Annotated in this window: 16 protein-coding genes and 1 pseudogene; 11 read left to right on the top strand and 6 right to left on the bottom strand. The window is 55.1% G+C overall.

Annotated features, from left to right (window positions below; genetic code table 11):
* Positions 1-11: 11 nt before the first annotated feature.
* The 3 genes from U869_RS0122115 to U869_RS0122105 all read right to left on the bottom strand — a co-directional run bounded on the left by U869_RS0122115 (position 12) and on the right by U869_RS0122105 (position 6,527).
* Positions 12-1,109, bottom strand: coding sequence for an AAA family ATPase (locus U869_RS0122115; RefSeq protein ID WP_025122054.1), 1,098 nt, complete (start codon positions 1,107-1,109; stop codon positions 12-14).
* Between the two features lie 60 nt (positions 1,110-1,169).
* Positions 1,170-5,045 (bottom strand): DUF4132 domain-containing protein, encoded by a 3,876-nt coding sequence (locus tag U869_RS0122110; protein ID WP_025122055.1) that lies wholly within the window; start codon positions 5,043-5,045, stop codon positions 1,170-1,172.
* 144 nt (positions 5,046-5,189) lie between these two features.
* Positions 5,190-6,527 (bottom strand): PLP-dependent aminotransferase family protein, encoded by a 1,338-nt coding sequence (locus tag U869_RS0122105; RefSeq protein WP_025122056.1) that lies wholly within the window; start codon positions 6,525-6,527, stop codon positions 5,190-5,192.
* A gap of 93 nt (positions 6,528-6,620) precedes the next feature.
* On the opposite strand from U869_RS0122105, the gene U869_RS0122100 reads away from it, so the two are divergent.
* Positions 6,621-7,499 carry a DMT family transporter gene (locus U869_RS0122100; protein ID WP_025122057.1) on the top strand — a complete coding sequence of 293 codons (879 nt, stop codon included), beginning with the start codon at positions 6,621-6,623 and terminating at the stop codon, positions 7,497-7,499.
* A gap of 5 nt (positions 7,500-7,504) precedes the next feature.
* On the opposite strand, the gene U869_RS0122095 is transcribed toward U869_RS0122100, so the two are convergent.
* The 3 genes from U869_RS0122095 to U869_RS0122085 form a co-directional block, all read right to left on the bottom strand.
* Positions 7,505-8,083 (bottom strand): flavin reductase family protein, encoded by a 579-nt coding sequence (locus tag U869_RS0122095; RefSeq protein WP_025122058.1) that lies wholly within the window; start codon positions 8,081-8,083, stop codon positions 7,505-7,507.
* Between the two features lie 237 nt (positions 8,084-8,320).
* Positions 8,321-8,500 (bottom strand): hypothetical protein, encoded by a 180-nt coding sequence (locus U869_RS0122090; protein WP_025122059.1) that lies wholly within the window; start codon positions 8,498-8,500, stop codon positions 8,321-8,323.
* A 104-nt stretch (positions 8,501-8,604) separates the two neighbouring features.
* Positions 8,605-10,014, bottom strand: coding sequence for an MFS transporter (locus tag U869_RS0122085; protein WP_025122060.1), 1,410 nt, complete (start codon positions 10,012-10,014; stop codon positions 8,605-8,607).
* 216 nt (positions 10,015-10,230) lie between these two features.
* Here U869_RS0122085 and U869_RS0122080 point away from each other — a divergent pair, with 216 nt between their 5' ends.
* The 10 genes and pseudogenes from U869_RS0122080 to U869_RS0122035 form a co-directional block, all read left to right on the top strand.
* The gene (locus U869_RS0122080; protein ID WP_198530696.1) at positions 10,231-11,304 is read left to right on the top strand and encodes a glycosyltransferase family 2 protein; all 1,074 of its coding nucleotides are present in this window, start codon (positions 10,231-10,233) and stop codon (positions 11,302-11,304) included.
* Between the two features lie 39 nt (positions 11,305-11,343).
* Positions 11,344-12,312 carry a hypothetical protein gene (locus U869_RS0122075; protein WP_025122062.1) on the top strand — a complete coding sequence of 323 codons (969 nt, stop codon included), beginning with the start codon at positions 11,344-11,346 and terminating at the stop codon, positions 12,310-12,312.
* On the top strand, positions 12,309-13,052 hold the full coding sequence (locus U869_RS0122070; protein ID WP_025122063.1) for a hypothetical protein: 744 nt from the start codon (positions 12,309-12,311) through the stop codon (positions 13,050-13,052). The genes U869_RS0122075 and U869_RS0122070 overlap by 4 nt, the downstream gene beginning before the upstream one ends.
* A complete protein-coding gene (locus U869_RS0122065) occupies positions 13,049-14,164 on the top strand; it encodes a hypothetical protein (protein WP_025122064.1) in 1,116 nt (371 codons plus the stop codon). The genes U869_RS0122070 and U869_RS0122065 overlap by 4 nt, the downstream gene beginning before the upstream one ends.
* Positions 14,155-14,772: a phosphatase PAP2 family protein gene (locus U869_RS0122060; protein WP_025122065.1), complete on the top strand. Its 618-nt coding sequence runs from the start codon at positions 14,155-14,157 to the stop codon at positions 14,770-14,772. The genes U869_RS0122065 and U869_RS0122060 overlap by 10 nt, the downstream gene beginning before the upstream one ends.
* Positions 14,759-15,703, top strand: a complete 945-nt coding sequence (locus tag U869_RS0122055; protein ID WP_025122066.1) for a fatty acid desaturase family protein — start codon at positions 14,759-14,761, stop codon at positions 15,701-15,703. The genes U869_RS0122060 and U869_RS0122055 overlap by 14 nt, the downstream gene beginning before the upstream one ends.
* A gap of 205 nt (positions 15,704-15,908) precedes the next feature.
* Complete coding sequence (locus U869_RS0122050) at positions 15,909-17,270, top strand: MFS transporter (protein ID WP_025122067.1); 1,362 nt, start codon at positions 15,909-15,911, stop codon at positions 17,268-17,270.
* 15 nt (positions 17,271-17,285) lie between these two features.
* Positions 17,286-19,637 carry a beta-glucosidase gene (locus U869_RS0122045; RefSeq protein WP_025122068.1) on the top strand — a complete coding sequence of 784 codons (2,352 nt, stop codon included), beginning with the start codon at positions 17,286-17,288 and terminating at the stop codon, positions 19,635-19,637.
* A 164-nt stretch (positions 19,638-19,801) separates the two neighbouring features.
* Positions 19,802-20,776 carry an AraC family transcriptional regulator gene (locus U869_RS0122040; protein WP_025122069.1) on the top strand — a complete coding sequence of 325 codons (975 nt, stop codon included), beginning with the start codon at positions 19,802-19,804 and terminating at the stop codon, positions 20,774-20,776.
* A gap of 111 nt (positions 20,777-20,887) precedes the next feature.
* A pseudogene (locus U869_RS0122035) lies at positions 20,888-21,383 on the top strand (Na+/H+ antiporter NhaC); the annotation flags it as partial.

Raw genomic sequence — 21,383 nt, 5'->3', positions numbered from 1 at the left:
ACGCAGCGCCTTTAAGGCAAACGGTGTCTGGCTTCGTAATAGGCCCGCCAGTGGTTACCGGGCTTTTTCGCAACCTTCTGCTCAAAGTAACGCCTGAGCTTTGCCCGGTCGTCCGCATTGTCTTTGACCACCGTCCCGGCGATGCACTCCACCAAATCGGCCGGTTCACCGCTGCGCTGCTCAAGAAACCAGGCGCGCAAGCCCACTGCATGAGCCACGTTTACCGCCTCGGCGGTCGACATCACGGCAGTCAAGCGATCCATGGCGCTATCGCCCTTACCCGTTGATTTTTCATTGCCGCGCAGATCGCGGAAAGTGGTGACCAACAGTTCCAATACCGCCGCAGGCACGCTGTGGGGAATGGCGCTCTTTTCCAGCAATCGTTTGGAAGCTGCCGCCACCAATTCCAGTTCCTGCTGGAAATCCATGATCGGAAAAACGGTTTCAAAATCAAACCGGCGTTTGAGGGCCGCACTCATTTCATTCACGCCACGGTCGCGGGTGTTGGCGGTGCCGATAATGTTGAACCCTTCCTGCGCATACAGCAGGTTATGGTCGTCATTCAGTTCGGGGATGGTCATTACGCGGTCGGACAACATGCCCAACAGGCAGTCCTGCACCTCTAACGGCGCACGGGTGATCTCTTCAAAACGCACCACTTTGCCGTCGAGCATGCCCTGATAAAGCGGTGCGGGAACCAGCGCTTTCAGCGATGGCCCTTCGTTGATCAACATCGCGTAGTTCCAGGAATACTTGATCTGATCTTCGGTAATCGATGCCCCGCCCTGGATCGTCAGACTGGAGGTGCCGGAGATGGCGGTGGCCAGCAGTTCTGACAGCATGGATTTGGCGGTACCCGGCTCGCCGACCAACATCAGGCCGCGGCCTGTCGCCAGCGTGACCAGCATCCGTTCAATCGATGCCACATCGGCAACGATTTTCCGCTCAATACCTAATTTTTCGTCACCCAAAATAAAACGCCGGGCGGCATTCAGGCTCAGCACCCAGCCCGGTGGGCGCGGTTGGTTATCCTGCTCGGCCAGTAGGGCCAGCTGTTCAGCGTACTGAATTTCCGCGGGGGGCCGCTGCATTTTTTGTTGTTCAGACATAAGGATCGGTTCTCTTGGTCATCGGTACGATCCCGACATGCGCCGGGATCAAGACAAAACTTAGGCGCGCAGGGCTTCCATATCGCGGATCAACTCGCTTAAGGCGATGTTATCCACCATAGTGAATGGTTTGCGTGCTTCGGTTCGCTGCCAGTAATACTGGCCATCATCGATCACCACCGACACCAACGTCTGTTCAGGGTATTCATCGACCATGCCAACGATTATGCAGGGTTCAAACGACAGGCTAAAAGCTAACCGGCGATCTATCGGCTTGATAAAGTCCAGGATCGCGCCGCCGTCTTGGGCATCGCCACGGCGCCAGCCTTTATTGGCCAGACCAAGGAGACGACCGGTGGGCACCGCCGCCCCTTTCCAACGCAGCAGTTCACGGCTTTCCCGCTCTTGTTCGGTCAGGCTGTAAGTATCACGGCCAAGCTGAACGAACGGTTGCAGTAGTTCGTAATCGGCGAACAGTTGGCCGAAGCTTGCCGCCTGATGCTCAGGCAACTCCAGAGCATGAGGAATACCGATGCGCACGTTTTCACCCTGTGGCAGTGTGTACTCATCGTCTTCAGCGGTCGTCAGGCTGCCATCCTCGGCAACGCGGAAACAGTCCACCAACTTGCCGCCGTGGGAAGAATCATCGTCTACCAGATACACGCCCCAGACCAGGCGTTGTACCAAGTGACGAACCAGTGGATGACGGACTAAAAACAGCTCAAACAGCTCTGGTGTCCAACGGCGGCACCGGCACATGGCAATTTCCAGGCGCACGACTTGCTGAGCGGCTACGGTACGAGCATCTTTTTTCAGCAGCTTGAAGATGTTCACCGCTTCACTGGCCAATTCCTGATTGTCGGTCTTTTTCGGTTTCGGCAGATCTTTCAGACGAGTTCCATCATTGTCGCGCACGAACGGTTTCAGGGTTTCATCGAAGCTGACGGTAAACTGGCGATCGCCGAAATCCAGCCGCAGTGAGCCGTTTTCATCCAGCCCCAAATCCGGTGCCAAACGGTCTTCCAGTTCCTCGATGGTTAACTCACGGGCCTCGGCAATTGCCGCAATCTTTTCCCGTGCCCGATCCTGCAAGCCTTTAAATTTGACCTTCTGCGCGATGCCGTTCAGCAGCATCAGCGCCACGTCGGAGCCGATCTGATTCAGCACTTCCAGGCCGTTAACCGCCCGTTGGTGCTGAGCTTCCCCTGGCCAGGCGCGGATGAATGGCGTCAGCTTGCGTGCGGTGTCGTCGGTACCAAACAGGCCCAGCGACGTGAATGCCCAACCCTCTTTGGACGGCGCCGCAGCAAACAACCACGCAGAGAACATATCCCAGGCGAAATCCGCCAGTGAGTCGGGATCACAAACCTGTTTGACCTGGTTGATGCCTTCGTACAACCCCTCGCTAACCGGGAAGCGTAGCATGGTACCAAGATGGTCCAGTGCGGTGTCCGGTAAGGCTCTTTGGCTCGCGACAAGCCGCGGGCGACGCCAACCTGCGGGTTGATAAAAATCAGGAGACTTGCTGATTTTACTCGGGAAACGGTCGAGTGGATCTTCGTCCAACATGCTACGCAGAGCCTCGGTCACCTCAGGATTACCGTAAGCTTCGCCAGTCTGGAAAATCAGCGCCTCGTGGCCCTGTGTGGCCAGCATACGTAACGCGGAGGTGGCACAGTCTTTGGCTTCCCCTTTTCTGCCTACTGCCGCCGGGATCAGGCCGATAACGCTGTGATGTGGATATTTGCTCAACCACTGCTGAGCTTCGCTGCGCAACGTTTTCAGCTTGAGGTAAGCACGGGCGATCAGCGGAGCCAATTCGCTGGCACCCACGTGATCCCAAATATTGGTCAGCTCTGTTGGTCTGGAGCGTACCGCGTTGATCAGGCCGGGCAGCGCCGCTTCGCCAAAATTGGCCACCATATACCCTTCACCGCTACATTGATGAGCAGACAAACTGTTCCATAGGGCCAGCGCCATCTCATCGGGCAACAGCGAGGTAAAGCGCATACTAAAGTTTGACCAACTAGTTTCTGCTAGCTGGGCCTTCCAGGCGTCAATCACCCCCTGCGTATCCCGGTTTCTGATGGCAACGGCTGCTGCGTCGTTCAGGCTCTTCCGGTTACCTGATTGATAAATCTGGAAACCTAGCTCATTGGCCAGCGTGTTCATATTCTTGGCGGCAGCCTGATAACGTTTTTCTTCCCAGCCGTTCAGCGCCAACCACTGTTTTTTCTCTTCATCGGTTAAGTCGAGTACCGGTGCCAGCACCAGCGGCTCAAGTGCCAGGACTGCGGCTTCTTGTTTTTTCTTTTTCTGTAGCCAAGGCGGGCTGACCAGCACCAGGGGTAAATCAGCTTCATCGGCTAATTCAACCGGGCCAGCTACGCGGGCAATCAAATCTTGCACCTGGGTTTGCGCTGCTCCGCTCATCCAGGGCAGTAGCTGAGCCACTTGTTCAGGATTGGCCAACAGCAGATTGCTTAAGCAAGCGCTCAGCATGCCACTGTCTTTGTGATTGCCGGCCAACAATTCGGCAATCGCTGGGATTGATGCCAGCGGCCAGCGGTGCGCGGCATCAATAAACCGAGTCAGAAACGCTTTGCCCTGACCGGAAACGTGCGCCAATGCGGTTATCGCCGCAGGCGTGCCAATACAGGCCAGAGCATCACCGGTAAGGGTTATTTCCGCTTGGTTAGCCAGGATGGGTACCGCGTTAATACCGCGCTCTGCAATCAGCGTGGCGAGACTAAATTCACAGTTAAGGAATGCGGCGTGACGATAGACTAAACGGCCCATTGCTCCTAGCGACTTCAGAACCGCCTCGTCGGTGGCGACCAACTGTAGCCATGGGGTGACGTCACTATCCCCCTGTTGGATCAACTCACTGGCTAACCGGTTCGCGATATCCGGGCGTTCGGGTAATAACAAGGCAATCAACGGCTGACGGCTGGCACGTAGCTGCGGTAAAGCCGCGATCAATTTATCCACGCAAATCTGCCACTCTGCCTCATCGGCACAGGACAGGAACTGACGAAAACGCAGCTCAGCGCAGCTATAGGGACACATCCACGAGCCACTTAGCGGATCGACGATATCTTCATTGAGGTAGTAATTATGCTTTTGCGCACTACTATCCCAGTTGGATTCAACACAGATCCCTTGCGCCAGTAACAGCACATCAATCGCGTACGGTAATCCCTTTCTGGCCACTAAAAAGTCGGTGATATCTGTCGTGCTGTCACCGTAATAACGGTTGTTAGCGACATTGCACGACAGGGCAAACAACACCGCGTCCGACTCGATGGTGCCATCCATCTGTTGATCGGCCAGCCGTTGCCAACTGGTGACATAAATCTGACGCCACTGCGCAGACGAGGAGTCAAAATCAGTATTGAAATCGTCATTCTTATACAGATGATTGCGCAGTTTGATCCAACTCTGCTTATCGTTCAGCTGCGGTTTTTCGCCCGGATGGTCGCGGTTGCTCAATGCCTGCACGCTTAAGTTCTTCGGCAGGGAAATCGGTTCACCGTTGGCTAACCACGGCGGCGTTTCGCCAACCGGCTTGGCGATGTCAGATGAGGTAATAGATTGCGAGAGTATCTCGGCAGTAGAAACTTGAGGCGTAGTGGTTGCCGGGATATCCGTTATTGGCTCAGCGCGGGGATTTTCTACGGGTTCGGCTTTAGGTTTTGGCGCGGTGGCACCAATGGTGGCGTTTTCATCAACGGCTATCTCAACGTAGCCTTTGCCGGTTTTCTCTTTGACCAGTTTGGTCATGGCGGCCAACGCCTTGGCTTGATTATCAAAGCTCTTGGTCTGGCTTTGCCCCTGGGTACCAATCTTGCCCCAGCGCAGGTTTAACTCACTGTCTGACTGCTCGATCTGCCAAAACTTGCTGGATTTATCGTCTTTGAATTCGAAATGGCGCACCGCTGTCTCCCTGAAAAATAGATTATCCATAAAATCATGTCTGAGATTACGTTATCAGATATTTAGGGGATGAATAGAGGAGTTGCATGGAATTTGTGATAAATCCCATACTGGCCAACTATTGTGATGATTGCAGGCAAGTGACTAAAGATGAGTGTGCAACTGGATCACCCGTTTCACCGCGTCTAATGCTTGGCGCAGGGTTGGCAGCGGCAGCGATCCCAATGCCAGGCGCAGGGCATGTGGCACATGAGCCGAGGTGGCAAAAGGTTCTGCGGTAGAGAGCGAAATACGCTCTGTTAGCAAGGCCGCGTCGATGCGATCCGCCCTGACCTCCTCAGGCAATGGCAACCACAGGAAATACGAATCAGGGTACCCCACCAGATCCAGCCCGGCTAATGCTTCCCGGGCTATTGATTGACGTAACCGGGCATCCTGCCGCTTTTCGACTTCTAGTCGTGCCACGGTGCCGTCTTCAATCCATTCGCACAGGATGGCGGTCATGATCGCCAGGGTATTCCAGGTGGTTGCCCTGATGGCGCGTTCCAAGGCGGGGAGCCATTTCTCCGGTGCGGCCACCACGCCAACGCGCAGCCCAGTCGCAACATTTTTGGAAAAGCCGGAAATATATACCGTGCATTCAGGGGCGAGCGTGGCCAGCGGCAACGGCGGTTGATCTGCCAGATAGGCATAGGCGGCATCCTCGATAATCAGTAACCCATGCTCACGGGCTAACGCCACCAAACGATGCCTCTGCGGCTCGCTCAGCACCCAGCCGAGCGGATTATGCAACGTCGGCATGCAATAAACGGCCCGCACCGGGCGCTGGCGGCATAGCCGTTCAAGTGCGGCCAAATCAGGGCCATCACTCAGCGCGGGAATGGCAACCAGCTCAAGATGGTAACTTTCGGCCAGTATTTTAAAACCTGGGTAGGTCAACGCGTCCACCGCAACCACGTCGCCCGGTTGCAGCAACCCCATCACGGTGATGGCTAGCCCTTGTTGAGCGCCGTTAACCAGCAACACATTTTCTGCCGCCAGCGTTAACCCACGGCGGCTCAGATGCCTGGCGACGATCGCCCTCTCATGTGGCCGACCGGCATGTGGCTGATAGCGTAACAGCGCATCCAGATCGCCTGAAGCCGCCAATTGACGCAAGGCCGTCCTCAGCAGTTCGCTTTGCGACGATAGTGTGGGGTAATTGAAGTTCAGATCGAGCATGTCGGTAGCGACGGCGTGTTGATCGATACCCAATCCCGGCGGCAACGAAATCTCCCGCACAAAGGTGCCGCGGCCCGTTTCCCCGCTGACCAACCCCATCGCTTCAAGCTCCGCATACACCCTTGAGGCAGTAACCAACGACATGCGTTCCTGGGCGGCAAGCCGACGATGAGTGGGTAAGCGAGTCCCGGGGGTCAGACGCCCTGCGCGGATATCTGCGGCAAAGCTATCGACCAACGATTTATAACGGGCTCGCGCCATAGCCACTTGTATCCATGACAATTATTTGATTGTCATGATTCTGCGACATAACATGCCGATCTACAATCCCAAGCGTCGTTAAAAAGGTGTCTCATGCAGGTGAAGATCGAGGAAAACAGCACCCGTGGCTGGCTCAATGGCTTTGTGGGCATGGTGATCTTCAGTGGTTCATTGCCCGCAACCAGAGTGGCCGTGCTCAGTTTTAATCCGCTGTTCCTGACGGCCGCTCGTGCCGCCATCGCGGGCTTATTCGCTCTCCTGTTGCTATGGCTGTTTAAACAGCAGCGGCCCCGCGGCGATCAGATATTTTCCCTGGTGATTGTGGCATTAGGCGTAGTGGTTGGCTTCCCACTGTTGACCGCGTTAGCGTTGCAGCACGTCACCTCTGCCCATTCCATCGTGTTTCTTGGCCTGCTGCCGTTAGCCACCGCGATATTTGGCGTGCTGCGGGGGGGCGAACGCCCTCGCCCGGCTTTCTGGCTGTTTTCCATTATCGGCAGCCTGTTAGTGATGAGTTTTGCATCTGTTCAGGGCGGCTCAGTTTCTCTGACCGGGGATTTGTTAATGCTGGCCGCGGTGGTGGTCTGTGGTCTGGGTTATGCCGAAGGGGCCAAACTATCGCGTACGCTGGGGGGCTGGCAGGTGATCTGCTGGGCGCTGCTATTGGCGTTACCCGTGATGCTGGTGGCATCACTAATGTTGGTGCCCTCTTCCCTGGCAGCCATTCGCCTGCCGGCCTGGATCAGCCTGGCCTATGTCTCGCTGTTCAGCATGCTGATAGGTTTTATCTTTTGGTATCGGGGCCTGGCCCAAGGTGGTATTGCCAGCGTCGGCCAGTTGCAATTACTGCAACCCTTTTTTGGCCTGGCGCTGGCAGCAGGCTTACTGCATGAACCCGTTAGCCTGCAGATGTTGGCGACTACGCTCGGCATTATCCTTTGCGTCGCGGGTTCGCGCCGATTTGCCAGGTGATCCGTTCACTTCACCTTGGCCGTGAGTGACTCACCGATGGCATAGAACTGCCCACCGGCGACGTAATGCAAACTGCGCAGTGCAGGATCGGCGGAGTCAAAATGCCAGTGACCCTCTTTAAATACGCGGGTGTCGGACCAGGCGCCCGTCACCTCGCCGATAAACAGATCGTGGGCCTGCTGGTTATGGGGTTCCGGGATCAACCGGCAAGCGAGCCAGGCAGAGCAGCCAGTCACGAACGGCAGCCGCTCGTCGTCAAAACTGAACAACTCCACTCCGCAGTTAACCAGCTTATCGGGTTCGCTAAACAGACTGCGGTTACCGACTTCATAGGTCAGTTGCATTTGGGCCACCGTGGGAACCTGGATCACAAAGTGTCCGCTTTGTTCGATAAGTTCACGGGTTTTGGTCATTTTATCCAGCACTACCGTCAACTTGGGCGGCGAGAAATCTAATGCACAGGCCCAGGCGGCAGCCATCACGTCGTTCACCCCCTCGTGGCCAGCGGACACCAACACTGTGGGGCCATGATTCAGCAGGCGATAGGCTTTTTCCAAGGCTACGGCGGCAATATGTGGGTTCATTCGTTATCCCTTTTAAAGTTAGGCTCGGCTGGAGACGTCATCGTAGCGCGGCCGCGAGCCATTGTGAAAGGGATGTCTGCTTCCCCTCACCTCAGCCCTCTCCCAATATGACACCTGGGATGCCATAAGCACTGGTTTGGGGAGAGGGAGCTAGGTCGGAGCCGCAGTCAAGCGCAGGAGAATGGTGTAGCACGTTCAGTCCCCTCTCCCTGTGGGAGAGGGTTAAGGTGAGGGGAATTAATAACCAACAAACGACGGATCGACAGAATGCCCGCAATCGCTGTTGGCAACGTTCAGATCTTCCATACAGGTTTGGCTATCCAGCGTTTTAGGCGGCGTTTTGCTTAATTCGGGCCGGTTATGTGCAGAGCAACCGGCAAGGGCGAACAGCAAAACGCAAAGCATGATTTTTTTCATCGGTTTTATTCCCAGTGGATCGCAATAAATTGTTACAGCCAGTCATTTAAGGATTAGCACAAACTGATGAAAAAACCATGTTGCCTTGCGTTTAAGTGACGGTGTCACACACTCTTGTGGCGATAAAACTGGCTCCACAGTGCCATCAACAGCCCTAACCCCGCCAAAACTGCGGCCACCAGATAGGTCAGATGTAAGCCTGCCGCGCTACCTAAGCGCAGATCGCCGGATGCCGAGGCCAAAGCAAAGATGCCTCCCATAGCCGATGCCCCAATGATAAAGCCAAGGTTACGTGCCAGATTTAGCAGGCCAGAGGCGACCCCACGCCGTTCAACGCCAACCTGTTTGATCACCGCCGTGTTGTTGGCAGCCTGGAACAAGGCGTAACCTGCGGTGATCAGGCAGATCGGCAATATATAACCCAAGACGCCCTGCACGGGTGACATCATCGACAAAGCGAATGCTCCCAGGCAGACGCCCAGTAATCCCAGGCTGATCATCTGTGCAGCCCCGAAGCGATCGACCAGATAGCCCGATGGCACGCCCGCCAAGGCGGCGATCAGCGGCCCGGCGGACATCGCCAAACCCACCTGCTGCGGCGCTAAATCCAGTCCGTGTGCCAGATAGAAAGGCCCGACCACGAAGGACGTCATGATCACCGTACTCACCAGCATATTGGTTAGCAGGCCGCTGCTCAGGATCGGCTGACGCAGCAGAGCAAGTTGGATCAACGGGCTCGAGACCTTTCTCTCACCCCAGACGAACGCGCTGGCTGCCGCGGCGGTTCCCAGCAGCAACAGGCTATTGAGTGAGCCGAAGTGGCCATTTCCCAACGTCATGGCAAGCGAAAAGAGCGCCAGGGTCAAACCGAGCAAGGCCATACCAACAAAATCAAACCCACCCTGTTTGCTTGCCCGCTGCGGTTCTGTTGATGGGAGATAGTGATAGATGCAAAACAGCGCGACGCCCCCCAGCGGCAGATTGATCAGGAAAATCGACTGCCAACCAAACACGGCAATCAGTCCGCCACCGAGCGTGGGGCCAAGCGCCGTCCCCAGGGCTGATAAGGTACCTAGCAACCCCATCGCCCGCCCGACCTTCTCCTTGCTGATGGTTTCGCCCACCAACGCCAGGGTGATGGTCATCATCACTGCGCCCCCTAATCCCTGGACGGTGCGGGCAGCAATCAGCCACCAGATAGTCGGCGCGACAGCACAACCCAGCGAGGCGAACATAAACAGCCCAAGACCGGCCAGTAACAAAGTGCGGCGGCTGATGATATCCCCCAAACGTCCCACGCCAACGATCAGCGTGGTGATTGCCAGCAGATAAGCGATCACCACCCACTGCACATCTTGAAACGTTGCGCCAAACACCTGCGCCAATGTTGGCAGGCTGACGTTGGTAATGCTGCTGCCCAGAGACGAAAGCAGCGTCGGCAAGGCCAGGCTGATTAGCCCGCCACGCAGGGCTGAGGGTGACAGAGATAGGACGTTTTGTGCGTCGGTTTTCATGATAGGCAGGCTCCTGAATAAACTTTCAGTCAGCCTAAGGCAATCCATAACATGGCGGAAGACGCAGGGTATGCAGTTAATAAGTGCACCAAACGCCACTTCTTCATTGGTGAGGGAAATTAATGCCGCTTTACCAGCCAAGCCAGGATGCGAAAAACAGTGCTTAACTTTATCGAATGTGATTACAATCTGGCACCACAGGTAAAGGAGATACCGATGAAAATGGAAAGCGAAGGACATAGTGTCAGGGAGGTCAGGCGACAAGGCCTGATCGATATCGCTGCCAATACCGCTCTGGTGCTGGAAACTAATAACCTACGCGCGGCCAAGAACGTAGAACAGATAGTGACCAGCCTTAAACGGCTGATTGTCCGCTTAACCAAGCAGAGCCTTTCTCCCCTGTCGCTTGCTCAATGGGTTATCACCCATGATGGACTTGACCAGGCGGCGCAGCAAATGCTGTGCGAGATTGCAGGCAGGAAACTGGATTTTGTTGAGATAGACCCCCGCACCGGCTACTACGCTGCAAAAAATATCGGATTTGATCATGTGGATCACCTACATTGCCAGTACGTGGCCTTTGCCGATGCCGATTGCCTGCCTTGTGCCGATTGGTTGGAGCAATTGCTGTCGCCCTTTGCTGAAATGGAGGCTCCGGTCGCGGTCGCCGGACGCACAAGCTATGCACCGAGTATCATCGGCAGCGCCCTGACATCGATCGATTTTATGTACTTCCCCAGCCCGCTAGATGAAAACGCCACACGTAATTTTTATGCGAACAATGTCGCTTTCCGTTACGACACCTTTAAACAACACAGCTACCAACCTCTTGACGGAGTGTACCGTGCTCATTGCCAGGTTATGGGGCTACGCTTGCAGGCCGAAGGTATCGTGGTTCGCTATGTGCCACGTGCGCACACTGTACACCGCGTGCCTGATACGCTGGGTGAAGTGTTCAAACTGCGTTGGCTGAGAGGGGGGGACAGTGTCGATCTTACGCCGTACCTGGTACGTGCCTATATGCCAGCCTGGCTGCAATGGCTTGGGCGCAGCGGTCCGATTGGGCCGTTATGCGTGATGATCTCACGTCTGGGCTACAGCGTGGCTGCGCTAAACCATCAGGACTTGCCTACGGTACGTGGACTAAAGCTACTGGCTGCAATCACCGTCGTGTTCGCAGTTTCGCTACTCGATACTGCAGGCGCGGTGGTTCGCGGTTGCGGTTTATCCATCGGTCGTGCCAGTGCTCTACGCAACGAAGCTCTGTCTTATCATCGCAACCTGGATTGATAAAGGGTTATCGCGTCTTAACTAACCCAGGATTTCAGCATGCCTGCTTATTCTACGACCTTATTCGCCTGCTTGATGACGTGCCTGCTTCTGAGTGGGCAGAGCCAAGCCGCATCTTCTGAGTTCCGTGGCCGCGGAGTGTTTCACTTTTCCTCATCCAGCCACTGTGCAACGGTGGGTAACAACTGCGATCGCATTGCTCTTGATGTGGTGAATGCTCATGCCAGCGTCGATACTCAGGCTCACACCATCATCATAGATGCTGACACCAACCTTAAAAGTACGCTGGTTGGCGATGTATTGCTTCATGGCAGTGGCCTCACCGCTGAAGGGCAACGTGTGCCCCTCAGCTTGCAAGTGCTATTACGTCGAACAGGGAATAACTGGAAAACGGATACCTACGTCCACGCTCCGGTACGGGGGCATTTCAGCGATATTGAGCTCGAACCCTATCAGATCAGCGTTCGTCAAGATGCTAGCGAGCAGGTACTGTTAACCGCCAGCCAGGCACGCGAGAAACTGGCACATCCCTCGTTGACTGCACGTTTGGCCAGCTATTTTGTGGTTGTACACCCTAGTAATGCAAAAGACCCGACCGCCGATGACATTACTATCGGCATAGGCGCCGGTTTGCTGACCAAACCCCTGTTACGCGCCAGTCTTAACGTCCCCCCAGGCAACTCGGCCAGCTTAGAGCCATTGATAGCGAATGGCACCTGGAACCTCAAGTTACAGGCGCTGAGCAGCCTGATCCCAGTATGGGCCGTTCAGCACCAGCTATTTTTGTTTGGTCTGGAAGACCGCCCCCTGCTCAGTGATGTGCGTAAACGCGGTATGAACAAGCATGATATTTTGGAATTGGGAGCCGTCGAGGGTAAAGGCTATCTGCGCTATAACGGCGTTGAAGAGAGTTTTCCAGCTGCGACGATAGCGGGTGCTGCTTTTATGCGTGAAAGTTTTATTGGCCTCATTCTGGCCTGGCATCACCGCCCACAGGAGACACCATGAACGCAAGCGAGCAAAACATCAGCGGACCTGACTTCAACTGCCTGGCAGCACCGAGACCCGAAGGTCTGAGGGCGTTACAAGCTAACCTTGTGGATCGTATCAAACGAGCGGCCGTAGCCCGTTTGCATCGCAGCCCGCGTGGGGAGCGTATGTTGTTGCGAATGTATCTGATCGGCGAAGATGCAACTGAACGCGCCCTGGTGGACGAGTTAATGCCACAATCTCCGCCCTGGCTTGACCGCGTGGTTACACAACACCTGGCTGATGAGCAACGACATGTAAAGCTGTTTACTGAAGCCTTGCAGGCAACAGGGGGTAAAGTCACTACGGAGCTGAAACCTGACTGGTTAAGTCGCCAGAAAATCAACCACTGGCAACGGCTGGCCCATCAATATGCGCCGCACTTCCAGCATGGCTTACTGGTGCCAGCCTATGCTACAGGGCTTTGCGCAGAGCAGATGGCCGAACGAGTTCTGGGCCGCCACTGCGCCGTCATCGGTGCAGACCACGCAATGTATCCACTTTTGTCCGGCGTCCTGGCCGATGAGAAAGCCCACGTACGTTTGTGTAAGACGACTCTGCGCCGTATTGTGGCGCCTGAGGAAGTGCCGCAGTTGGTACGTTTGATAAAAGAAATCCGTCGGGTGGAATCAAGTTTTGGCATCTCCGGCGCGCTGGTTATGTATGTCGCAAGCTGGATCCTGGGCGGGCTTCGGCATTCAGGTAGTCACGCTCGATGAACCTACGCATTATCTATCTTGCGACCGCTGATGCACGTGGTCACCTGATGCGCGCCCAATTGCTGGTTCATGCTCTGCGCAATGCCGGAGCCCAGGTAACGGTCCTGACGACCTCCGTGCCAGGGCAACGCTTTTTACAGCAGTTCGATATTGAGGCGCAGGTTTTGTCTGAACATTATGCCGTGCAATTCGACGACCGGCAGAACATGTTGCGTAAAGCGACCAACCGCAACGTCGCTCACTATCTGTTCCTCCCAGGCCGCATGTTACGTGATATCTGGCAACTGCAGCGCCTGTTCAGAGATGCAGATATCGTGATCAATGATTCTTTTCACCCGGCATTAATTTATATGGGGATGTTGCCAGTATGGCGGCGTAAGGTCGTGCATATTTACGGCACCAGCCTCAAAGTTGCCCTGCTCAAAAATTTCGAGGGCATGTGGTCACGCCCCTTCGCTCGCCTGTTTGGCTGGATTGTCGGTCGCCAACTCAATGCCGCTTTGGCCTGCATTGAGCATGATTTTGCCTGCGCGATTGACGATACTCACGCCCCTACGCTCTATCGGCTACCGACCCCCGTCGCGCTGGCAACCCCGTCATCCTCCGAGACAGAGGATGGCGCAGCGGTGTATCTCAATCCGCATTTCAGCGATCCCGCACTGGCTGATGCATTAACAGCAGGCCTTGCTGATGCCAGTGTTAGCGCGCACCTTGTTGGAGAAGGTTATGCGGGATTCGGCGATTGGCTCGCCGTTGATCGGCTCTGGGCCAGCCGTGCCGCTTGCGCAAAACTGATAGTATCGGCACCTGGCATGGCAGCACTATCGCTCGCGCTGGTTTATCAAAAGCCAATTTTGCTGATCCTCTGCGATCAGCCCGAACAGATGGCAAACGCAGGGCAAGCCACCCAGCTGCAATTACTCCACCGGATAGTTACCTGGCGGGGCGACGCCGCTGATTTTCAACGGCAGGTGACCGAAGCGACAAAGCAGCTTTGCGCAGCTCCCGTGCCGAACAGTGATGGCTCACTAGGTCTTGAGCGCGCGCAGGCAAGAATCGACGCCTGGGTTAACCGCCTGCTCGCACTAAAGGTTGACCATACATGTCAGTGAATAAACGAAGCCCAGTGCTTGATTATCGCCAGGCTCTGGCTGGATTATTGGGCCTACTGGCAGGTTTGGTGCTGTTCATTGCTCTGGAGCATGTCACAGAGCCACGCTATAGCTGGGTCACTCCACTGGACAAGCAGATCCCGTTTATTGCCCAATCCTGGTGGCTATACGTACTGTTTTTTCCCTTTGTGTTGCTGGCTGCGGCTTACTCTAGTGCTGAGCGGTTCAGGGCTTTCAGAAACGCGACGGGGATCGCCTTCGGCGTTGCCCTGCTCTGTTTTTGGCTGTTTCCCGAGTCCATACCCAGACCCGATATTGGATTGGTCGACAATGCTTTTCTACAACAACGCTTAAGGCGTCTTTGGCAGCTTGACCTCGCATCCAACGGTTGCCCCAGCCTGCATGTCGCTGTGACCTGCCTGGCATGCCGAGCACTTTGGGATCGCCACTACCGCTGGCTGACAGTCTGCAGCGGGTTGCTGATTTGCCTGTCAACCCTGACCCTGAAGCAGCACACCGTGATCGATGTTATTGGCGGCCTTCTGCTGGCGCTGATCTGCGCTTTGCTCACTCAACGACAAGGAAGCCATACTCATGCCCCCGTCTAGCTCGCGCGCTGGCAATAACTCAGCGCTTAATGCTTTTGTGCCGGATAGCGAGTTATTTGTGCTGAAACCCTGGATCGCCATGCTGGCACTGTTCGCCGACTGGGGACTGATTGCCATGGCATTTGCCTGCGCTATTGTTTGGCCATACCCTATAGTCTATCTGATGGCGGCCCTGATCATTGCTCGCAGTCAGTTGGCGCTGGCAGTGATTATGCATGACAGCGCCCATGGAGTTCTGACCTCCGGGCAGCGGCTGAACGATCTGCTCGGGCAACTGTGCGCCGCCGGGCCATTGTTTCTGTCACTACAGACCTACCGGGCGGGGCATCTGAAACATCATCAGCATCCGATGCAATCCGATGATCCGGTTGCTACTGTATTCGGGCTGGCCGATTTTCCGTTACCCCGTGACAAAATGGCTATGCGGTTATTGGCCGATTTATGTGGAATAGGTTATTTCATCAGTATTTTCAGGTTTGCTCGCGGGGACTATCGCACCAGTATGCCCAGGGTCGTTAAATCGACACGGCTGAAAATCTGGGAAGTTCTTTCCATGTTAATCAGCAATGCCCTGTTGTTCGGTTTGCTAAGTTGGCTCGGCCATCCGCTGTTATATCCAGGGTTGTGGTTGTTACCTGCGATCACACTGCTGCCCTTTATGGGGAGGATCAGAGCCATCATGGAGCATGCAGGGTTGCCAGCCTGTGATGACCAAAGCCAGAATGCACGCACTATTGTACGTGCTAACTGGGAGACGTTTTTTTTCGGCCCTCATGCCATTCATTACCACATTGAACATCATCTTTACGTGCGTATCCCCTTCTACCATTTACGCCAGGTACATCAACAACTGGCTTCCAGGCAGTTACTGCCGGGCAAAAATATCTATAAGGGCTATATGGCGGTGCTACGTGATGTCAGCTATCCGTAAGCTGAAGCATCGGAACATAGAAACCACTTACCCACTCTCGGGGGCTGGTGTAGAGCCCCCAAAGGTTATCCCTGTGACTTAAATCACAACTCCATGACAAAGCTGGTATCGAGCAAAAAATAGGAACTGTATAAACAACGGCTGGCAAGTCCCCTGTAGCGCCCTCGGTATACTCAAGGCGAATCAATCTGCATGAGTCAGCACAATGAAAACAACAGAAATCACCTCAGACAGCTATGTGAAAGTCAGCGTACGGGAAAAGATCGGCTATGGCTTCGGCGATTTGGCCTCTAACCTGTCGTTTGGCTTTGTCTCCCTATTCTTACTGTTTTTTTATACCAATATTTATGGCATCAGCGCGGTACAGGCGAGCTTAATCTTCGTGATTGCCCGCGTGGTGGATGCCATTTTTAAAATCTTTGTCGGCTATTTTATTGACAAGACCCAAACCCGGCACGGCAAGCTGCGCCCTTACCTGCTTTACGGCGCGGTGCCCTTGGGGATCTTGACGATCTTGTGTTTCAGCACCTTCGACAGCGACTATAAGTTCTATTACGCACTGATCACCTACACCATTTACTGCTTGGCCTACACTGCGGTCAACACGCCTTATTCCGCCATGACCAATATGCTGACCCAGCACGAGGGGTCACGGGCTTCGCTATCGGTCTACCGCTTTGTGTTGGCTATCGTCGGTTATCTGATTGTTTCGACCAGTGCCGACCTGCTGATCTCACAGTTCACCGACCAGAAGATGGGTTATGTGTTTGCCGTCAGTTGCTTCAGCCTGTTAGCAACCTTCTTTTTCCTGGCCTGCTTTGGCATGACCAAAGAGCGGGTAAAAAGCCTGCCAGACCAAAAAGCACCCACGCTAAAAGAGATGATCACCGCCGTTTCCGGCAACCTGCCGTTAATCCACCTTTCGCTGTTCACGGTGTTTTTCTATATCGCCTACACGGTCTGGATGGCGATTGCGATTTACTTCATCAAATATACGCTGGGTGATGAGGCCTTTACCGCCAAGTTCTTCGCCATCCAGTCTGCGGCCTATGTGGTGGGCACGGTGATTTCCGAAAAGCTCATCAACCTGATGGGCAAAAAGAAGATGGTCCAACTGGGGCTGCTGATCGGGATTGTTGGCGTGCTGTTCCAGTATTTCCTGGCAGGCGATAACGCCTATATGATCATGACCGGCGTTTGCCTGTACAGCATCACCCTGGGGATGGGTTTTGTCGCGATGTGGTCAATGATTGCCGATACCGTCGAGTATGCCGAATGGAAACACGGCGTGCGTACCGAAGGCGCCATTTACGGCTTCTTTAATTTCATCACCAAAATTGCCATAGCGATTGGCGGCGGCTGTGCCGGGTTGATGCTCGATTACTTCGACTACTCGTCTGAGCATATCAGCGCCAACGCGCTCAACGGCATCAATATGATGATGACGTTGTTCCCCGGCCTGATGTTCGCCCTCGGGATGCTGTTTATCTTCTTCTACAAGCTGGATGAGCACACCTACCGAAATATCATCAAAGACATTGAATTGCGCAAAGTCAGCGCGCTGTAACCAGTAGGTATCAATATGAAACAAGATTTCCACGCCATCATTGCCGCCATGACTGCCGAAGAGAAAGTGGCGCTGCTCAGCGGTAGCGGCCTGTGGCGCACGGCCAGCTTCCCGCAGCATGATATCAGTGACATTGTGATGACGGATGGCACCTACGGCGTCCGTTACAGCACCAGCCAGATCGAACAGGGAGAAAACTGGCACATTAGCGATTTTCTGGCCGTGATTGGCCAAAGTGCGGGCGAGGTGGAGCAGGAAGAACAGAAAGGTGGCTCTGAGGCGCTGTTCAGCAAATCCAAACCGGCCACCTGCTTCCCGAACGGTTCAACCCTGGCCTGTAGCTGGGACGTGGAGCTGGTGTACCAAATGGGTGAAGCGTTGGCCAAAGAGTGTCAGGAGATGGGCGTTGGCATTCTGCTCGGTCCAGGTATCAATATTCGCCGGACGCCTTTGGCAGGTCGTGGTTACGAATACTACTCGGAAGATCCGGTGGTCAGTGGTGACATTGCCGCTGCGCTCATCAACGGGCTGCAAGACGGTGGCGTGGGGGCCAGCCTGAAGCACTTCGCCGCCAATAACTCGGAATACCGCCGTACCGAGATGGATTCGGTGGTGGAAGAGCGGGCGCTGCGCGAGATTTACCTCTCCGGCTTCAAGCGGGCAATCGACAAATCCCATCCCTGGACGGTGATGTCATCTTATAACCGCCTCAACGGGGTACAAACGTCGCAACACCACTGGCTGTTGACTGAGGTGCTACGCAATGAGTGGGGCTATGACGGGCTGGTGATGTCCGACTGGTACGGCATCAAAAATCGCCCCGCTTCCTTGTTGGCAGGTAACGACTTGGCTATGCCAGAGACCCAACGCGACAAACTTGAGCTGTTGCAAGCGATCGAGCGTGGAGAGATCCCTGCGGAGGTGCTCGATACCGCCTGCCTGCGGATGCTAACCCTGATCGACAAGGTACAGCGCCACCGTAAACCGGATACCAAGGCCGATTATCCCCAACATCATCGGCTGGCACAGCAGTTGGCTGCCGAATCGATAGTGTTATTGAAAAATGAGGACCATATCCTGCCGCTACAAGCGGGGAAGATAACCACCATCGCCGTGTTGGGTAAACCGGCACAGGAGCCGGTGATCCAGGGTTCTGGCTGTGCCACCACCGTGCCTTATATGCTCGATCGTCCGCTTGACGAAATTTTCGAGGTCGCCGGTAACGACTTCCACATCGACTACGCCATCGGCACCCCGGACGATAATCACGTCGATCCGCAAGCCCTGGCCGATGCGGTTGAGCTGGCCAGCAAGGCCGACGTTGCCGTGGTGTTTGTCAGCACCGCCATTGGCGAGGATGGTGAAAACGGCGATCGCAAAGATCTGAATATCTTGCCTAGCCATGAGGTGTTGATCCGCGCAGTGGCCGAGGTGCAACCCAATCTGGTGGTCGTGCTGGCCAACAGCGATGCGGTGGTAATGCCTTGGCTGGCGGACTGCAAAGCCCTGCTGGAGACCTTCTTTGCGGGCCAGGGCATGGGCCGTGCGGTGGCGGATATTCTGTTTGGCCGGGCCAACCCCTGTGGCAAGCTGACGGTTACGGTGCCCAATACGCTGGAGGAAACCCCTGCCTGGCTCGGTTATCCAGGTGAAAACCTACGCCATCACTACAGCGAAGGGCTTTACGTGGGCTATCGCTACTACGACCGTCGCAAGCTGACGCCGCAGTTCCCGTTCGGTTTTGGCCTCAGCTATAGTGAATTCAGCTACGCCAAACTGGCAACCTCGGCTACGGAACTGGTAGAGGGGCAGCCGCTAACCGTTAGCGTGGAGGTGACCAACTGTAGCGATCGGGCAGGTAAAGAGATCGTGCAGCTTTACCTTACTGCGCCGCAGGGCGATCTGGCGCGTGAAGTCCTGGCGCTGAAAGCTTTCGCCAAAGTGTACCTTGAGGCTGGCGAAAGCAAAACGGTCACCATGACGCTGGAATGGCAGGATTTTGCCTGTTTCCATCCGGGAATGGCCGCCTGGGTGGTCGATCCGGGCCTGTACCAGCTTCATGTGGCGCGTTCATCGCGGGATATAGCGCTGAGCACGGTGGTCAAGCTATGCGCCAAGCCCTATTATTTACCGCTCAAGGTCGACAACTCGTTGCAGCAGTTGCTTGCCACTCCGCCCGCTTTTGACCGCGTGGTGAAACTGCTGGTCAGCAAAAACGCGTTGCCGGAGGCGCTGATGCGCGAGAAGCTCGCCGCAATTGCCCCTGATCTGTTCTGCGGCCTGTTTATCGCCCTGACGGAGTTCCTGGCGATTGATATTACTCAGCAGGAATTGGCCGCTGCCTTGGCTGAACCCGCTGGGCAATAGTCCCTTCACCCCAACCCTCTCCCGAAGGGAGAGGGAGCTAGAACGGTGCTACGTGTAGGGGTGCTGCATGCTGCGCCCGTGTTAAGGTCTGTGCGTAGGGGCGCCGCATGCTGCGCCCGTGGTTAAAAACACCACAACCATTTTATCAACGAGGGATTTAGCCGATGTTTCCTTTCTCTGTCACCCGACAATCCAAGCCGCAGTCCCATCGGCAAGCGGCGGCAGCGATCCACGACGGCAGCGGCTATGAGCTGATCTCGTTTGATGCGGAAAAGCTGAACGTGTTCGCCGCAGAGGTTTACTACTGCGAGCCCCACTGGCACTCGGCCCCGGAGCTGATCTGCATCTTGTCCGGTGAGTTTTCCGTTACCCTCGGCCATGCTACTTCGTTGGCCAGCGCAGGTAGCCTGCTGTATATCAACCCGGATGAAATCCATTCGCTTGAGGCCCGCGCCCCAAACAGCCAACTGCTGACCATTCAGTTTTCGCCCCATCTGTTTGATGAAACCCATCCGGCCCCGCTGATGGTCAATCAGGACGATCGTGCCGCGGAGCAGAAAATTGGCCACGCGGTAATCGCCCTGATCGATGATCTGGTTGTATCGCAACCCTCGTTTACCCGCATTGCGCTGGTTTATCACCTGCTGGGAACGCTGGCCGCAGCAGCGTCTAACCAGGTCGACCAGCAACAGGTGAACGTCAGAAAAAAAGATCAGCAGTTGGTCAAATTCGGCATCGAGTTTATCAACCAGCATTTCGACGATGAGCTCAATCTGGCGACCATTGCCGACCTTGCTGGCGTCAGTTATCACCACTTTTCGCGTATTTTCAAAAAGATCAGCGGTTACAACTTTAAAGAATATCTGACCATGATCCGCATTAACAAGGCCAAGCTGCTGCTGAAAGACACCAATATCCCCATTACCGATATCAGCTACACCTGTGGTTTCAGCGGCCACAAGCAGCTGATTTTCGCCTTTAACAAATACTGCCGCATGACGCCAACCGAGTTTCGCAAAAGCTACCTTACCGCGATGAATTCACCGGCTGAGCTGCAAATCATGACCGATTTCCGCTGCCTGCCACTGGATCGGCAGATCGTCGCACGCCTACGGAGCCTCAACGCCGCTGCGCAATAGTGAAAATAATCATTGCCCTATGCCACCGCTGGCTATACTTACCGCAGTAGCTACCACAGGTATCGCAGTTTCCTGAACCTTCCTGTCTTAACTGTCTGTGGAGTCGTCCCCATGACCAAGTCCGTTAAAGCTCCTCGCCCGGTCAAAGCCCCAAGTTTTCTGGATGCTTTGCTGCCGATCGTCGCATTGATCCTGCTGGTCGGTGCCTCCGTTGCCCTGTTTGGTCTTGAAGCGGTTAACGGCCCGTTGCAGGTGGCCATTATCCTCAGCACCATGCTCACCGCGATCATTATTCTAAAAAATGGCCATAGCTGGGAGGAGATCTCCGAGTCTGGTCGCAAGGGAATTGCCACCGTTTCCGGGGCCATTTTTATCCTGTTCTCCGTCGGGGCGCTGATCGGTACCTGGAACATGTCTGGCACCATTCCCACCATGGTGTATTACGGCATTGTCATGATCACCCCCAACTGGTTCTATCCGATCGCCTTTTTGGTCTGCGTTGGCGTTTCTTTAAGCATCGGTAGTTCCTGGACCACGGCGGGCACCTTGGGGGTCGGGTTGGTCGGGCTGGCCAATATGCTTGGACTTTCGCCAGAAATTACGGCTG

Origin of the sequence: Serratia sp. H1w, from assembly GCF_000633355.1 — a bacterium.
Taxonomy (GTDB): domain Bacteria; phylum Pseudomonadota; class Gammaproteobacteria; order Enterobacterales; family Enterobacteriaceae; genus Chania.
The sequence above is the reverse complement of the archived record's forward strand: the minus strand, read 5'-3'. Positions and strand labels throughout refer to the sequence as shown.

Bases quoted from the DNA above. Each gene is read 5' to 3' on its own strand.
- U869_RS0122115 (WP_025122054.1), bottom strand. From the start codon at position 1,109: ATGTCTGAACAACAAAAAATGCAGCGGCCCCCCGCGGAAATTCAGTAC.
- U869_RS0122105 (WP_025122056.1), bottom strand. From the start codon at position 6,527: ATGGCGCGAGCCCGTTATAAATCGTTGGTCGATAGCTTTGCCGCAGAT.
- U869_RS0122100 (WP_025122057.1), top strand. From the start codon at position 6,621: ATGCAGGTGAAGATCGAGGAAAACAGCACCCGTGGCTGGCTCAATGGC.
- U869_RS0122095 (WP_025122058.1), bottom strand. From the start codon at position 8,083: ATGAACCCACATATTGCCGCCGTAGCCTTGGAAAAAGCCTATCGCCTG.
- U869_RS0122090 (WP_025122059.1), bottom strand. From the start codon at position 8,500: ATGAAAAAAATCATGCTTTGCGTTTTGCTGTTCGCCCTTGCCGGTTGC.
- U869_RS0122085 (WP_025122060.1), bottom strand. From the start codon at position 10,014: ATGAAAACCGACGCACAAAACGTCCTATCTCTGTCACCCTCAGCCCTG.
- U869_RS0122080 (WP_198530696.1), top strand. From the start codon at position 10,231: ATGAAAATGGAAAGCGAAGGACATAGTGTCAGGGAGGTCAGGCGACAA.
- U869_RS0122075 (WP_025122062.1), top strand. From the start codon at position 11,344: ATGCCTGCTTATTCTACGACCTTATTCGCCTGCTTGATGACGTGCCTG.
- U869_RS0122070 (WP_025122063.1), top strand. From the start codon at position 12,309: ATGAACGCAAGCGAGCAAAACATCAGCGGACCTGACTTCAACTGCCTG.
- U869_RS0122065 (WP_025122064.1), top strand. From the start codon at position 13,049: ATGAACCTACGCATTATCTATCTTGCGACCGCTGATGCACGTGGTCAC.
- U869_RS0122060 (WP_025122065.1), top strand. From the start codon at position 14,155: ATGTCAGTGAATAAACGAAGCCCAGTGCTTGATTATCGCCAGGCTCTG.
- U869_RS0122055 (WP_025122066.1), top strand. From the start codon at position 14,759: ATGCCCCCGTCTAGCTCGCGCGCTGGCAATAACTCAGCGCTTAATGCT.
- U869_RS0122050 (WP_025122067.1), top strand. From the start codon at position 15,909: ATGAAAACAACAGAAATCACCTCAGACAGCTATGTGAAAGTCAGCGTA.
- U869_RS0122045 (WP_025122068.1), top strand. From the start codon at position 17,286: ATGAAACAAGATTTCCACGCCATCATTGCCGCCATGACTGCCGAAGAG.
- U869_RS0122040 (WP_025122069.1), top strand. From the start codon at position 19,802: ATGTTTCCTTTCTCTGTCACCCGACAATCCAAGCCGCAGTCCCATCGG.